This window comes from Arthrobacter sp. SPT-J7 (assembly GCF_059089965.1).
Window position 1 is genome coordinate 174,752 of record NZ_JBNHFF010000003.1, and the last position, 14,756, is coordinate 189,507.

10 protein-coding genes and 1 riboswitch are annotated in these 14,756 nt (G+C 65.3%); of the genes, 4 read left to right on the top strand and 6 right to left on the bottom strand.

What is annotated here, in order from left to right:
- Window positions 1-31 precede the first annotated feature (31 nt).
- From AC5RWX_RS06255 to AC5RWX_RS06265, 3 genes are all read right to left on the bottom strand, one after another.
- Window positions 32-2,317 (bottom strand): ComEC/Rec2 family competence protein, encoded by a 2,286-nt coding sequence (locus tag AC5RWX_RS06255; RefSeq protein WP_493957654.1) that lies wholly within the window; start codon window positions 2,315-2,317, stop codon window positions 32-34.
- A 554-nt stretch (window positions 2,318-2,871) separates the two neighbouring features.
- Window positions 2,872-3,411 (bottom strand): ComEA family DNA-binding protein, encoded by a 540-nt coding sequence (locus AC5RWX_RS06260; RefSeq protein WP_493957655.1) that lies wholly within the window; start codon window positions 3,409-3,411, stop codon window positions 2,872-2,874.
- Between the two features lie 401 nt (window positions 3,412-3,812).
- Complete coding sequence (locus tag AC5RWX_RS06265; protein ID WP_493942407.1) at window positions 3,813-4,331, bottom strand: universal stress protein; 519 nt, start codon at window positions 4,329-4,331, stop codon at window positions 3,813-3,815.
- 215 nt (window positions 4,332-4,546) lie between these two features.
- A riboswitch (Fluoride riboswitch) is annotated at window positions 4,547-4,619 on the bottom strand.
- Between the two features lie 225 nt (window positions 4,620-4,844).
- Here AC5RWX_RS06265 and AC5RWX_RS06270 point away from each other — a divergent pair.
- From AC5RWX_RS06270 to AC5RWX_RS06285, 4 genes are all read left to right on the top strand, one after another.
- Entirely contained in the window at window positions 4,845-6,233 is a 1,389-nt protein-coding gene (locus tag AC5RWX_RS06270) for an MFS transporter (RefSeq protein ID WP_493942406.1), read from the top strand.
- Window positions 6,234-6,302: 69 nt separating this feature from the next.
- On the top strand, window positions 6,303-7,556 hold the full coding sequence (locus AC5RWX_RS06275; protein ID WP_493957656.1) for an aminopeptidase P family protein: 1,254 nt from the start codon (window positions 6,303-6,305) through the stop codon (window positions 7,554-7,556).
- Between the two features lie 84 nt (window positions 7,557-7,640).
- Window positions 7,641-8,438 (top strand): IclR family transcriptional regulator, encoded by a 798-nt coding sequence (locus tag AC5RWX_RS06280; protein ID WP_493942521.1) that lies wholly within the window; start codon window positions 7,641-7,643, stop codon window positions 8,436-8,438.
- 198 nt (window positions 8,439-8,636) lie between these two features.
- On the top strand, window positions 8,637-9,449 hold the full coding sequence (locus tag AC5RWX_RS06285; RefSeq protein ID WP_493957657.1) for a hypothetical protein: 813 nt from the start codon (window positions 8,637-8,639) through the stop codon (window positions 9,447-9,449).
- 85 nt (window positions 9,450-9,534) lie between these two features.
- On the opposite strand, the gene AC5RWX_RS06290 is transcribed toward AC5RWX_RS06285, so the two are convergent.
- From AC5RWX_RS06290 to glpK, 3 genes are all read right to left on the bottom strand, one after another.
- A complete protein-coding gene (locus tag AC5RWX_RS06290) occupies window positions 9,535-10,482 on the bottom strand; it encodes a DegV family protein (RefSeq protein WP_493957658.1) in 948 nt (315 codons plus the stop codon).
- 14 nt (window positions 10,483-10,496) lie between these two features.
- The gene (gene leuS, locus AC5RWX_RS06295) at window positions 10,497-12,986 is read right to left on the bottom strand and encodes a leucine--tRNA ligase (RefSeq protein ID WP_493957659.1); all 2,490 of its coding nucleotides are present in this window, start codon (window positions 12,984-12,986) and stop codon (window positions 10,497-10,499) included.
- 165 nt (window positions 12,987-13,151) lie between these two features.
- Window positions 13,152-14,666 carry a glycerol kinase GlpK gene (glpK, locus tag AC5RWX_RS06300; RefSeq protein WP_493957660.1) on the bottom strand — a complete coding sequence of 505 codons (1,515 nt, stop codon included), beginning with the start codon at window positions 14,664-14,666 and terminating at the stop codon, window positions 13,152-13,154.
- Between the last annotated feature and the right edge of the window lie 90 nt (window positions 14,667-14,756).

The window sequence follows — 14,756 nt, forward strand, 5'->3', positions numbered from 1 at the left end:
CCGGGGCTTTTGCCCAAAGCCGTCCGGAGACCTAGTGGCCGGTCAGCACGGAGAGCTTCCCGCGGTCGGCATCCAGCATGACCGTCCCTAGCTGGTCCGTCCGCAAGACGTGCACTCGGGCGGCCCGCAGTGCGGACAGTATTTCCGCCGCCGGATGGCCGTAGTCGTTCTCGGCGCCTACGGAAATCAGGGCGGCGGCGGGCCTCAGCGCGGTGATGAGCGACGTCCCGCCGTTGCGGGCACCGTGATGACTGACTTTCAGCACGTCCACGGTGAAATTCGCCCCCAGGCGCCGCGTCAGATTGGGCAGCTGCTCCTCCTCCAGATCCCCCGTCAGGAGCATCCTCACCTCTCCCCCGCTGTCCACCCGCAGATTGATTTCGACGACGAGGCTGGCATCGTTTTCGGAGAGGCCGACGCTGTCTTCCATAGGCCAGTGCACAGCCCAGTGAGCCGCTCCGGACGAACCGGTCAATCCGGCCGCGGCGCGTTCCGCGGCCAGCCCGTGGGACTGAAGCGCGGCATGAACCACTTTGGGCAGCGTTTCCTCCGCGCTCGAATACAGGACCCGCTCCGTTTGGCGTCCGGCCAAGACGCCGTCGAGCCCGCCGTAGTGGTCCAGATGCATGTGCGTGAGCACCAGGACGTCGATCCGTTCCACGCCCAATCCGTCCAGGCAGCGGCCCATCAGGTCTGTTTCGGGTCCGGCGTCCACCACGATGGCGCTTCGCTCGCCGGTGCGGACCACCAGGCCATCCCCTTGCCCGACATCGCAGGCGGCTACCTCCCACGACGCCTGCGATCCGACCGGGGCCAGCAAGCTGACCAGCAGGCCGGCCGCCGCTCCTGCCGCCAGCGCCGGAACGGCGGTCCAACAGACCAGCCGAAGAATCCGTCCTCGTGCGCCGGGCGCGCCGCGGATGCGGCTGGAGCGCACGAGGCGGCGCGGCGTGCTCCCGGCCGGCCTACCTTCCGCGCCCGTGTTCGTTCCGCCCTCCGGGCCCGGGTTCCTTCCGGAGCTGCTGCCGACCGATACCCGCCGGACACTCCAAAGGAGCGCCAAGCCGGCCGCTGCTGCCCCGGCAGCCCCGAGCGGACCGCCCGACCACGGCAGGGAGGCCAGCGGCAGCTCCGAAAACCACCGCGCGACGCCGGCAACCCACAGCGTCATCCATCCTGCCGTATGCAGCGCGAACGTGCCGACACCGGGGAGCAGCGGCAGCAGGGCGGTGCCAAACATTCCGGCGATCGTCACGAAGGGAACCACCGGGCCGGCCGCCACGTTTGCCGGTATCGAGTACAGGGCCAGCTCCGGCTGCAGCTGCACGATCACCGGGGCGCAAAACACCTGCGCCGCCAGCGGCATCGCCACGGCGTGCGCCAGTGGCACCGGGAGGAACCGCCGCAGCCAGCGCGAACAGGCTGGGCCCAGCAGCACCAGTGACAACGTCGCCAGCACCGAGAGAATGAAGCTGTAGTTCGCGGCCATCCACGGATCCGTGACGAGCAGTACCAGCACCGCCAGGGCCAGGAAGGACAGTGATGCCCTCCGCCTCCCGCTGAGCACGGCTGCCACCCCGATGGAGCCCATCACCGCCGCTCGCAGGACGCTGGGTTCAGGCCGGACAAGCAGCACGAACCCGGCGAGGCTCGCCAGCCCGCCAGCAGCCTTGAGCCAGCGGGGAAGCCTCGCGGCGGAGCCGAGCAGGTAAACGAACCCCAGCACGTAGGACACGTTCGCGCCGCTCACGGTCAGCAGGTGCGTCAGCCCGGTGCGCCGCATGGCGTCTTCCAAGTCGTCGGTTTGGTGCTCCTTGTCGCCCAGCACCATGCCGGGCAGGAGCCCGCGGGCGTCCGGCGGCAGTGGAGCCAGCGCCTGAACGAATTGCGCGCGCAGCCCGGAGACCCAGACGTCCACCGGCGGTGCCGTGCGGTCTCCGGGTACCGTCGACGCAATCAACAGCGCCTCCACCGCCTGACCGGAGTCAGCCCTGACCAACGTGCCGGACGCCCGGAGCCGCTCTCCATAATGGACGTCGGACCATTCCTGGCCGCCCAGCACCAGCACGGGAGTATCTGCCTCGAACCGCGTGCCCGCGGACGTTGCTTCCACGATGGTGGCCTTCACATGAAAGCGCGGTCCGCTGCCGAATTGCCGCGGTGCCTGCACCTGGGAAGCGTCCCCGGTGGCAACGAGGCGGGCGGTGATGGCCTTTTCGGCGGTGATGGCCGCTTCGATCGGTCCGGCCAGCCGCTGCGCCTGCTGCACACCCACCGTCAGCGCCAGCAGTCCGGCGCAACTGCACACCACCAGCACAACGGAGGTGGCTCCCGTCCCGCCGCTGCCTCGCCTCCGCTGGCGGGTGCGCTCGCTACCGTGTGGGTGACGAAGTGCACGAGGAGGAAGTCGTCGTGACGCCGAATCAAGTGCAGGCGCAGGCCGGATCTTCGGCAGCAACCTCCCGGCCCTTCGGAAACGGCTCCGGAGGCTCCTCGCCGGAAGCAGCAAGCAGACGGACGCGCCGCAGGCGACACCCAGTAACAGGGCCGCCGAGGCTAGCGCCACGCCAGCCGGGACGTGTGGCAAGGCCAGAGCTGCTGCCCAACAGACCACCGCAGCGAGTCCGAGGCGGAGATCCAGCCGCCGGGTCTCCCCCTGCAAATCCGCGGAGGGATCCGGCTTGAAGTGCTTCTGCAGCACCTGCAGCCATTCAGTACGGCGTCCTCCTGCCAGTCGACTGCCGGTCCGCCCGTCAGCGCCCCGTGCGTCGGTGGCAGCTTGCTCCGCTCCGCCGGGGCCAGCGCCGTGCTCCGGTGCAGCGGTGACCGGCCGACGGGCCGCATCTGCGTACCGCTGCCACCGTGCGCCGCTCACACCGTCACCAGATCCACCAGCGCTTCCAGCATGACCGGTCCAATGCCCGGCACAGCGTCCAGATCGGACGGTTGTCCGAACGGCCCGTGCTGCTCGCGGAACTCGACGATCCGTCCGGCAAGCACCGGCCCGACGCGCGGTAGCTCCGCCAGTTGCTCCGCATCTGCCGTGTTGATGTTGATTTTGTCCGCGGGCCCGGCAACGGTGCCGCTACCCGTGCCGGGTCCGTCCGCTCCGCCGTCGGCTTTTCCGGTACCCGAGACCGGCAGTGGTGCGGCGTGGTCCGGCGTGGGCACAAAGATCTGCTGCCCGTCGGTTAACGGCGCAGCCAGGTTCAGTGCCTCAAGCTGCGCCTCCTTCCTGGCGCCGCCGGCCGCTTCGATCGCCTCGAACACCCTGGCGCCCTCGACCAGCCGGACGATCCCCGGTGAGGCGACGGCTCCCGCCACGTGGACAATGATGCGTGCCCCCGCGCCGCCTCCGCCGTCAGCACCGATACCTTCTTCGCCACGACTGCCTGTGCCGCTGCCTCCCAAGGATTCCCCTGATCCATCACCGCCGGTACCTGCTGGCGCATCCCTTCCACTTTCATCTGGCGCCGGCGCCGATGCGGGCCCGGACCGCAAGGGGATGGCTTCCAAAACAGGCCCAGCCGAGCGGTCCAGATCCGCGGTCGCCACCGAGACAATCCCGTAGCCGAGGCACAGCCCAGCCACGACAAAGGCAGCCCCGAGGGCTACGCGAAAGCGAGGTGTTCTCCCCTGCCGTGGTGCAGTGCCGTCGCGGGCAACTGCGGGAAGCCAGCGGTGTCGGCCCATGCGGCAACACTAGGGTCAAGGCGCGGGACGCCTCACCCGGCCGACGCTCGATGGTGGACGGGCACTCCGGCTGCGCGGGCTGTGGAGGAAAGGACCGTTGTGGAAAATGTTCTCCTGCCCTAATCGAAGGGACGGGGATCGAGCGGGACGATCAGCACCGGCCGATGCTGATGATGGGCGAGATGAACGGCCACCGACCCGACGAGAACTTCCTCAAGCGCGTGGACGACACCCGGTTCGCGTGTTCCCACCACGATCACGGATGCGCCGATTGAATCTGCAGCTTCAGACAAGGCGCGCGCCGGTTCACCGGCCAGAGTCCGGAATGACCAAACCACCCGGCAGTCTTTCAGCGCACCGGACAGAAAGGCATGGACCTCTTCGGCGGTTTGTTCCACGAAGCCGAAGTCACTGTCGGGATCGATAGGTAGCAGAATCCGCGACCCATCCGGCAAGGTCTCCTCATAGGTGGAGACGTCCACGTGCACGCATACCAAATCCACTCCAAGGCCAGAGGCCAGATCGGCTGCACGCCGCACGACCGCCGCCCGTTGTGCCGGTATCACCCCTACCAAGACGGGGCCCGTGACAGGTCGCGGCACATCCGACTTGTCCTCCTCGGTCCGTTGCTCACGCATGGGTCGGCTCATCCCGCCGTTTGACTGGGTCTCTGAGGGGATCTCGTTGGAACGCCGGGAATTAACGTGGTGCGCCGAGGTGCTCAGTTGCTGCGGGAACAGAAAATGGAGACAGGCCAAGGCCGCCCTACGGTGTGTGGGAAGCCAGCGGTAGGCGGAAGGAGAAATGAAACTCGGGAATCTTGGAGCCTCTGACATGGTCCGCCTACCTTTCTCAGAAGGTAGGAACCATCAGCCAAACGGCGGTTCGAGCTGCGAGCTCCGGCGGGATCCATCACCGTGTCTATATTTTATCGCCGTTCCACGCGTGAAGGTGCTGGGACGGCGGGATTATTTCCTCCGCCCGGCGCGAGCCGGAGTGTGGCTTGGCTTCCAGCGACGGCCTCTGGTCTCCTGGATCCGCTTCCAGACGACGAGGATTCGAGCCTTGACAGTGACCCGCCTCACATCTACGCTCGTTGCAACACTGTTGCAATAAATGCAACAACCCGCCTCCCCTATGGATGGTTTCCCATGAAATTGAGCAATCCGGCAGAAAATGGTTCCTCCGATCCTGGATCGCCGGGGTCGTCCCTCTTCTCTAATGGCGGCGATCCCTCCCTCAGTGGTCAACGCCGCCTTGAAGCGAAAGTGGGGAAGGAAACTCGCCGCAAGGTGATCGCGGCCAGCTTCATCGGTAACTTCGTCGAATGGTTTGACTACGCGGTCTACGGGTACTTGGCGGTAACTATCAGCGCCGTGTTTTTCCCGGAGTCGGATCCACAAACCGGTCTCTTGTTGACTTTCGCCCTTTTCGCCGTGTCCTTCCTGGTGCGGCCAATGGGGGGCTTTGTGTGGGGACATATTGGAGACCGCATCGGTCGACGCGCAGCACTGTCTTGGTCGATCCTGATCATGTCCGCAGCTACTTTCTGCATCGCGCTGATTCCCGGGTACGCAGCCATCGGCATCTGGGCGCCCATCCTGCTGTTGGTTATTCGGGTGGTCCAGGGATTTTCGGCTTCCGGTGAGTATGCAGGCGCTTCCGCCTTCTTGGTGGAATACGCGCCGCCAAACCGACGCGGGCTCTACGCAGCGGTCGTGCCGGCCAGCACGGCCACCGGCCTGCTTCTGGGTTCCCTGCTGGCCGCGTTGCTGACGGGGCTGCTCAGCAGCTCGCAGATGCAGGAGTGGGGATGGCGTCTGCCGTTCCTGCTGGCCGCCCCCATGGGCTTGATTGGCCGCTACATCCGCACCAAGTTGGAAGACACTCCTGCCTTCCGCGCCCTGGCGACCGAAGACGAGGCGATCAAGGCACCCGTTAAGGACCTGTTCCGCAACCACTGGGGCCAGCTCCTGCGGGCTGTCGGCGCCGTACTGCTGAACGCCGTCGGCTTCTACGTCATTCTCAGTTACATGCCCACGTACTTGTCTGAAGAGGTTGGGCTGGGAGCCACCGAGTCGTACGTCGCCACGACTATTGCACTGCTCACCTACATTGGCTTCATCTTCCTGACCGGCATGCTTTCTGATCGCTTCGGTCGTAAGAAGGTCCTGATCTCGGCCTCCGTGCTGTTCATTCTCCTCACCGTTCCGGCATTCAGCCTCCTGAGCACGGGAAACTTCCTGATCATCGTCCTCGTCCAGATCCTGCTCGGAGGCATGCTGACCCTCAACGACGGCACGCTGCCGAGTTTCCTTGCCGAGATGTTCCCCACCAAAATTCGGTTCAGCGGCTTCGCAGTCAGTTTCAATCTCTCCAACGCACTTTTTGGAGGTACGGCCCCCATGATGGCGACCCTGCTCATCACTGCCACCGCCAACGATTTGGCTCCTGCCTACTACCTGATGGGCGCTGCCCTTATCTCTCTTATCGCTGTCGCCCTTAGCCGCGAGACCAGCCACCAACCGTTGCGGCACTAAGAAGGTGCCCTACTCCCTGACCCGTCGATCCTGATGGACGGCACAAAGAAACACCACGAAGGAGATTCCATGACCATCGCCCCCAGCTCAGTGAACAGCGTTTCCGAACTCGCGCGCCTCAAGGTCCTGCACAACGGAGAAAAGCAGCAACTGACCTTCTCCGATGCGGAGTTCGAACGCCGCCTGACCGGGCTGCGTGCCATCATGGCCGCCAAGGACCTCGACGCAGTCATCCTGACCAGCTACCACGGCATCAAGTACTACTCGGATTTCCTGTACACCACGTTCGGCCGCAACTACGCCCTGGTGGTCACCGCAGACGACTCGGTCACCGTCACCGCGAACATCGACGCCGGCATGCCCTGGCGCACCAGCTACGGCGAGAACATCGTCTACACCGACTGGCGGCGTGACAACTTCTACTTCGGCCTGCAGGAAGCCCTGCGCCAGCGCGGCGTCAGCGCCCGCCGCCTCGGTGTCGAGGACGACGCACTGCCGCTGATGACCCGCCAGCGCATCCAGGCCGCGTTCGAGGGCGCCGAACTGCTCGACGTCTCCCAGGACGCGATGCGCCAGCGGATGATCAAGTCGGCCGAGGAAATCGAGGTCATCAAGCACGGCGCCCGGATCGGCGACCTGGGCGGCGAAGCCATCAAGGCCGCCATCCGCGAAGGCATCACCGAGTACGAAGTGGCGCTGATCGGCACCGAAGCCATGGTGCACGAGATCGCCCGCACCTTCCCGCACCGCGAAGTCCGCGACACCTGGGTCTGGTTCCAGTCCGGCATCAACACCGACGGCGCGCACAACTGGGCCACCACCCGCAAACTGCAGCGCGGAGACATCCTGTCCCTGAACTGCTTCCCAATGACCTCCGGCTACTACACCGCGCTGGAACGGACCCTGTTCCTGGGCGAGCCGGATGAGCGCTCCCTGGAACTGTGGAACGTCAACGTGGAGGTCCACCGCCGCGGCCTGGAACTGATCAAGCCCGGCGCCGTCTGCAAGGACATCGCCGCGGAACTGAACGAGATCTACATCGGCCACGGCCTGCTGCCCAACCGCACCTTCGGCTACGGCCACTCCTTCGGCGTCCTCTCGCACTACTACGGACGCGAAGCCGGCCTGGAACTGCGCGAGGACATCGAAACCGTCCTCGAGACGGGCATGGTCGTTTCGATGGAACCGATGATCACCGTCGCCGACGGCGAACCCGGTGCCGGCGGCTACCGCGAACACGACATCCTGGTGATCGGCGAAGACAGCGTCGAAAACATCACCAAGTTCGGCTTCGGCCCGGAAAACAACATCATCCAGGCTTGACCACCTGTCGACCTGATAGCTAGACGGCGCTTCCGAGACCAGGTTGCGCCGTCTAGCACTTAAATCGACCAGAATAGATGCACCATGACAGAATCCGCTGAAGCCGCGAAAGCTAAAAACGGGACCGGAACCTCGGTCATACTTAACGCCATAGAAGTCCTCCGCTGTTTCAGCGTCGATACACCCCTTCTCGGCGTCACCGAAATTGCCACCCGCGTTGGCCTCCACAAGAGCACCGTTTCCCGAATCCTTGCGACGCTGGAGCAGGAAAACCTAGTGGAACGGGATCACACTACCCGGCGCTTCCGACTTGGTCTCGGGCTGATTGCGGTCACGGGCCCTCTGTTGGCGGACCTCGACGTCCGCCGTGCGGCATACCCGGCGCTTCAGACACTCACGGACAGCACCGGAGAAACCAGTGCCCTACTGATCTGGGATGGAAGTCAGGCTGTCTGCGTCGAACAGATAGCGAGCCCGCAGCAAGTAAAACACACCACTCCTTTGGGCACTCGTTACAACGATGCGCTCAGCTCCTCGGTCCAGATCTTCCTCGCCAATACTGCACGCGAGCAAACACTGACCGCGCTTAGGGCAGGAAAAGTCACCCTCCCTAACGCCGACGAATCCACTATTGAGAATTACCTTGAACGGCTCGGCACCGTTTCCTCGCGCGGGTACGCCGTCAACTACGGCGAGACTTCTTCGGATGAAGTAGGTGTAGCAGCGCCTGTGTATGACCACCGGGACCACCTTGTTGCATGCGTCATGCTCGCAGCGCCCAAATTCCGCGTTCCAGCCGACAATTTAGCGTCGATAGCAAACGCTTGCGGCCTTGCCGCGAGGAAGATCACGACGAGGTTGGGTGGACACCACCCGGCCTAAAACCGCATGACGGCCAACCGTTGCCCGGTATCACCCAGACCAGTACCAAGCCCGTGACAGGTCGCGGCGCGTCCGGCTTATCAACTCAGCCCGCACCGCGTTGAAAAGTTATTGCTTCGCAACCGCGCGGGCTCTTCCGCGCTCGCTACCTCGCGCTTAGCCTGAGACGAACGTTGCTACAGGAAAGTCGGGGGCAGGATGCGCACGCTGACCACATTGATTGCCGGTGCTGCTGTACTTCTGGCGATGGCGGGCTGCACCAGTGGACCCAAGCCTGCGCCGGCCGATCCTGATGGTTCCGCCAGTTCGACTGACGTGGGTTCTACTGAGGTCGTCGCCGGCGAGTTCAAGGACCTGCCCCTCACCTCAGCCAACAAACATCTGCTGGCAGAAGAGGGCAGCTACAAGTTCTATTCCTTGGTTCCGGTGGCAGGCAGTACTGAAAGCAAACTCGGCCGCCTGTGCGTAATTATCCAGTTTGAAGAAAGCACCGAGTCCATGGGCTGCGGCGAGACCAACCCCTACACAGGCATGGGGTTTGGTGACAGTGACGATCTCCTAGAGGCGAAGCTGGTATACACCGGCTACAACCCCCGCAAGGAGCTGGCCGAGGGCTGGCGCTACCTGCACCCCAACCTTTTGGTCCGCGGTCTCGAGGATCCGCAGCCCAGCTTGGTTGCTCTCGAGGCTCCGACAGAACCGGCCGACACTTTGACCGGCGACGCCAAAGATCTCTTCGGCGTCAAGGCAGACACTGCGCGGCTGCTGGTCAAAGAGGACGACCACGCGTTCTACGCCGCTATACCTAACGAGCCCGCTAAGGGCGATATCTGTGTGGTCGTGGAGAACCGGAAAGCAGACACCGCATCTGCCAGCTGTGGTCGCTTCCCCAGCGTCGAGATCAGTGCCACCGGGGTGAAAGCGAAGCTTGTGGTCGACGGCTATGACGCCAGCGCGGAACTAGCCGATGGTTGGCGCCAGTTGCATCAGAACCTGCTGGTGAACCCCTGATCAGCTTCTAGGAGGCGAAACCGGGGCAGATCGCGAATGCACCCAACTTTGTGCGTCGTTTACACGCTGTGGAGGAAAGGACCGTTCAGCCGAAGTGCGGCGTCGGCGGCCCGATCACCACGGCGATGACGCCCAGTCCGGTGTGCGCGGCCAGGACCGAGGGGACCGGGGTGACCAGCACGTCGTCGCTGAGGTGTTGCTGCAGGGTTTCTGCCATCGCCCGGCTCTCGGCTTCATTGCCGAAGTAGTGCACCGAAACCCGTGGTTCGTAGTCGAGTTCCTCGATCCGGCGCACCACCAACTGCTGCAACCTGGCCTGGGCGCGGGCGGCGGTGCGGACCTTCTCCAGCGGGATGATCGCACCGTCACGGATGCCGAGCAGCGGTTTGATGGACAGCAACGAACCAAGTACGCCGGAGGCGGTGGAAATCCGGCCGCCGCGGCGCAATTGGTCCAGGCTGGGCACGTAGAAGTAAACGTCGGAGCAGACCGCGGCGGCCTTGGCGCGCTCCGCCACGGTTTGCCGGTCGAAGCCGCTCTGCGCCGCTATGACCGCGTCGATAACGGCGAACCCTTGACCCAGCGCGGCGCTTCGGGTGTCCACTACTTCCACCGGGATATCGACGCCGTCCGCGGCCAGTCCGGCAGCCTCGATGGTGCCGGACAGCTCGGCAGAGAGGTGGATGGAGACGATCGACTCGAAGCCCAGCTCCTCGAGCTCACGGTAGGTCCGTTCCAAAAGCCCCGGCGACGGACGCGACGTCTTGATGTCGCGCCCCTCGGCGAGACCGACCGCGAGGGCGGAAGCGACGTCGTCGACCCCTTCCCCATAGATCTGGCCGGAGATCATCACCGGCATCGGCACCACCCGCAGCCAGTCAGCGGTGTCCGGCTGGTTGACCCAGTCCGCGGGCAGGGACGCTGCCGAATCAGTGACGACGGCGACGAGGTGCCGCGGCGGCTGGCCCGGGCGGGCAGGCGGCTGCTGAAGCAGCCGCCGGGACCGCTGCAGCAGTTGCTCGAGCCAATCCATGAGTGCCCGCCCGATCAGGCCGGAACGATGTTGACCAGCTTCGGTGCGCGCACAATCACCTTGCGCACGTCGCGGCCTTCGAGGGTGCGGATAACCTGCGGCGAGGCCAGCGCGAGCTTCTCCAGTTCGTCCTCGCTGATGTCGGCCGCTACCTCCAGCCGGTCGCGCACCTTGCCGGCAACCTGCACCACCGCGGTGACCGTGTCCTGCACCAGCAGGGACTCGTCCACGGCCGGCCAGGAGGCTTTCACTACGGACGGTTCGTGGCCCAACTGGGCCCACAGATCTTCGGCGGTGTAGGGAGCGAACAGGCTCAGGATGATCGCCACCGCCTCGGTGGCTTCGCGCACGGCGGGATCGGCGGCGCCGGGTCCGGCGTCGATGGCCTTGCGGGTCGCATTGACCAGCTCCATCAGCTTGGCGATCACCACGTTAAACTTGCCGGCGTCCAGCAGGTCCGCCGCGTCGGCGACCGTGCGGTGAGTGACCGAGCGCAGGGCGCGGTCGCCGCCGTCGTACTCCGTGCCCGGCGCTGAGGCGACGTCCTGGCCCAGCCGCCATGCGCGGGCCAGGAACTTGGCCGAGCCGGACGGGGAAACGTCGGCCCAGTCCACGTCGTCCTCAGGCGGCGAGGCAAAGATCATGGTCAGGCGGACGGCATCCACACCGAACTTGTCCAACTGCTCGCCCAGGTCCACGCCGTTACCCAGCGATTTGCTCATCGCCTTGCCGCCGTTGAGCACCTGGCCCTGGTTCAGCAGCGCACGGAACGGCTCGTCGAAGTCGATCAGGCCCATGTCCTTGAGCACCTTGGTGAAGAACCGGCTGTAGAGCAGGTGCAGGATCGCATGCTCGACGCCGCCCACGTACTGGTCCACCGGCAGCCAGCGCGCCGCGGCATCCTTCTCGAACGGGCCCTCGGTGTAGTTGGGAGAGGCGAAGCGCAGGTAGTACCAGGACGAATCGACGAAGGTATCCATCGTGTCGGTATCGCGCCGCGCCGAGTTGCCGCAGTTCGGGCAGTCCGTGTTGACCCAGTCCGCCGCTGCCGCCAGCGGAGAGGTGCCCTTCGGGGACAGCGCTTCGCCGCGCAGGTCGTCGGGCAGCCGCACCGGCAGCTGGTCGTCCGGAACGGGGACCTCGCCGCATTCCTCGCAGTGCACGATCGGGATCGGTGCGCCCCAGAACCGCTGGCGGGACAGCAGCCAGTCGCGCAACCGGAAGTTCACGGTCTTCTCGCCGGTGCCGGCGGCCTGCACCAGTTCGATGGCGCGGGCGATGGCTTCGGTCTTGGACAGGCCGTCCAGCTCGCCGGAATTGATCAGCGTGCCCTCGCCGTTGGTGGCCACGCCGGTCTCGGCCGGGTCCTCTTCACCGGTGTCGACGACGGCGCGCACCGGCAGGTCGAACGCCTTGGCGAAGTCCAGGTCGCGCTGGTCGTGCGCCGGAACGGCCATGATCGCGCCGGTGCCGTAGTCGGCCAGCACGTAATCCGCGGCCCAGACCGGCAGCTTTTCGCCGTTGAGCGGGTTGACCGCGTAGCGGCCCAGGAAGACGCCGGTCTTCTCTCGTTCGGTGGACTGGCGCTCGATGTCGGAGAGCGCCTTGATCTTTTCGCGGTAGTCCATCAGCGCATCGTGGTGCTCCGGCGTGACCAGGTCCAGTGCTAGGTGCGCGTCGGCGGCCACCACAAAGAAGGTGGCGCCGTGCAGCGTGTCCGGCCGGGTGGTGAAGACGGTGACGTCCTTCGCCGGGCGCCCGGCGGCTTCTTCGACGGTGAAGCGCACATGCGCGCCCTCGGACCGGCCGATCCAGTTGCGCTGCATGGCCAGAACACGCTCCGGCCAGTGGCCCTTGAGCTCGTCCATGTCATCCAGCAGGCGGTCCGCGTACTCGGTGATCTTGAAGTACCACTGGTTGAGGCTCTTCTTGGTCACCGGGGTGCCGCAGCGCTCACAAGCCCCGTTGACCACCTGTTCGTTGGCCAGTACGGTCAGGTCCTTCGGGCACCAGTTGACCGGCGAATTCTTCCGGTAGGCCAGGCCACGCTCGTAGAACCGCAGGAACAGCCACTGGGTCCAGCGGTAGTACTCGGGATCCGAGGTGTGCAGCCGGCGGGACCAGTCGGCGCTGATGGCGTAGCGCTTGAAGGATGCCGCCTGGGTGTCGATATTGGCGTAAGTCCACTCGCTGGGGTGGGCATTGCGCTTGATCGCGGCGTTCTCGGCCGGCAAACCGAAGGAGTCCCAGCCGATCGGGTGCAGGACGTCGTAGCCCTTCAGCCGCCAGTAACGGGCCACCACGTCGCCCATTGCAAAGGCTTCGGCATGGCCCATGTGCAGGTCGCCCGAGGGGTACGGGAACATATCCAGCACGTAGCGGCGCTCGCGCGAGCCGTCGTCGGCGGGTGCGAAGACATCAAGTTCCTCCCACACGGCCGGCCACTTGGCCTCCATGGTGGAGAAACTGTACTCGTGCTGTTCCGTACCCGACTGCGTACTCACTGTGCTTGCCTCGTCCTCTTGTCTGTACTGCGCACTGGCCTGACTCCCCTAGACACACAAAAGCCCCTCAACATCGGAGGGGCGGGCCGCTGAAGCAGGGTGCGGGACCCCGCGGCAGCGGCTAGCTAAGGAGCAGTGCGAACATGGCACCACTTTACCGTACGTTTACAGCACATCGTCGTCGATCCAGTCGAAGGTCCGGGTGACCGCTTTCTTCCACAAGCGCAGCCTGCGCTCCCGCTCCTCCGCGGGCATGTGCGGCTCCCACACCTTGTCCTGCGCCCAGTTTCCGGCCAGCTGCTCCGTTCCTTCCCAGAATCCGACGGCGAGGCCCGCGGCGTAGGCTGCGCCCAGGGCCGTGGTTTCGGTGACCCGCGGCCGCATCACCGGCACGCCGAGGATGTCCGCCTGGAACTGCATCAGGGCGTCATTGGCAACCATCCCGCCGTCGACCTTGAGACCGGTCAGCGGCACCGCGGCATCCGCATTGATCGCATCCAGCACCTCCCGGGTCTGGAACGCGGTGGCTTCGAGCGCCGCGCGGGCGATGTGCGCCTTGGTCACGAACCGGGTAAGGCCTACCAGTGCACCGCGGGCATCCTGCCGCCAGTACGGCGCGAAAAGTCCGGAGAAGGCGGGCACGAAGTAGCAGCCGCCGGTATCTTTCACGGTGCTTGCCAGCTGCTCGGCCTCCTGGGCGGAGGAGACCATGCCCAGGTTGTCGCGCAGCCACTGGATCAGCGAGCCGGCGACGGCGATCGACCCTTCCAGCACATACTGCGGGGCGGAAGTTCCCAGCTGGTACCCCACGCTGGTCAGCAGTCCGTGCGAGGAGCGGACAATCTCCCCGCCGGTGTTGACCAGCACGAAGCACCCGGTGCCGTAGGTGTTCTTCGCCTCTCCGGGTTTGAACGCGGCCTGCCCGAACGTGGCCGCCTGCTGGTCGCCGAGGATGCCGGCCACCGGAACGTGGCGCAGCAACTGCGAACCGTGGACCTCCGCGTACACCTCCGAGGAGGAGCGGATTTGCGGCAACATGACCTTGGGGATACCAAAGACGTCCAGGATCTCCTCATCCCACTGCAGCGTGCGGAGGTCCATGAACAGAGTGCGGGAGGCGTTGGTGACGTCGGTCGCGTGCGTGCCGCCGTCGGGACCGCCGGTCAGGTTCCAGAGCACCCAGCTGTCGGTGGTGCCGAACAGCAACTCGCCCGCCTCGGCCCGTTCGCGGACGCCGTCGACATTGCGCAGGATCCACGCCAGCTTGGTGCCGGCGAAGTAGGGCGAGAGCGGCAGTCCGGTCTGCTCGCGAAACCGGTCGTCACCGCCGTCGGCCGCCAATTCATTGCAGATCTGCTGCGTTCGCACGTCCTGCCAGACAATCGCGTTGTACACCGGCCTGCCCGTGCTTTTCTCCCACACCACCGTGGTTTCGCGCTGGTTGGTGATGCCGACGGCGGCGATGTCGTGGCGGGTCAGGCTGACCCGGGAGAGCGCCGTGCCCACTACTTCACGGGTGTTATCCCAGATTTCCAGCGGGTCGTGTTCCACCCAGCCCGGGTTCGGGAAAATCTGCCGGTGCTCGCGCTGGCCGGTGGAGACCGGGGTGCCGCTGCGGTCGAAAATGATCGCGCGCGTGGACGTGGTTCCCTGGTCGATCGCCAGCACGAACTCCGCCATCTAAGCCCCTCCAAGGTTGTCCGGGCAACTGTGCCCGGCTGCTGTTGAACCTAACCGGCGGCATACGGCAGCGTCAATTGCCGCGCCTCT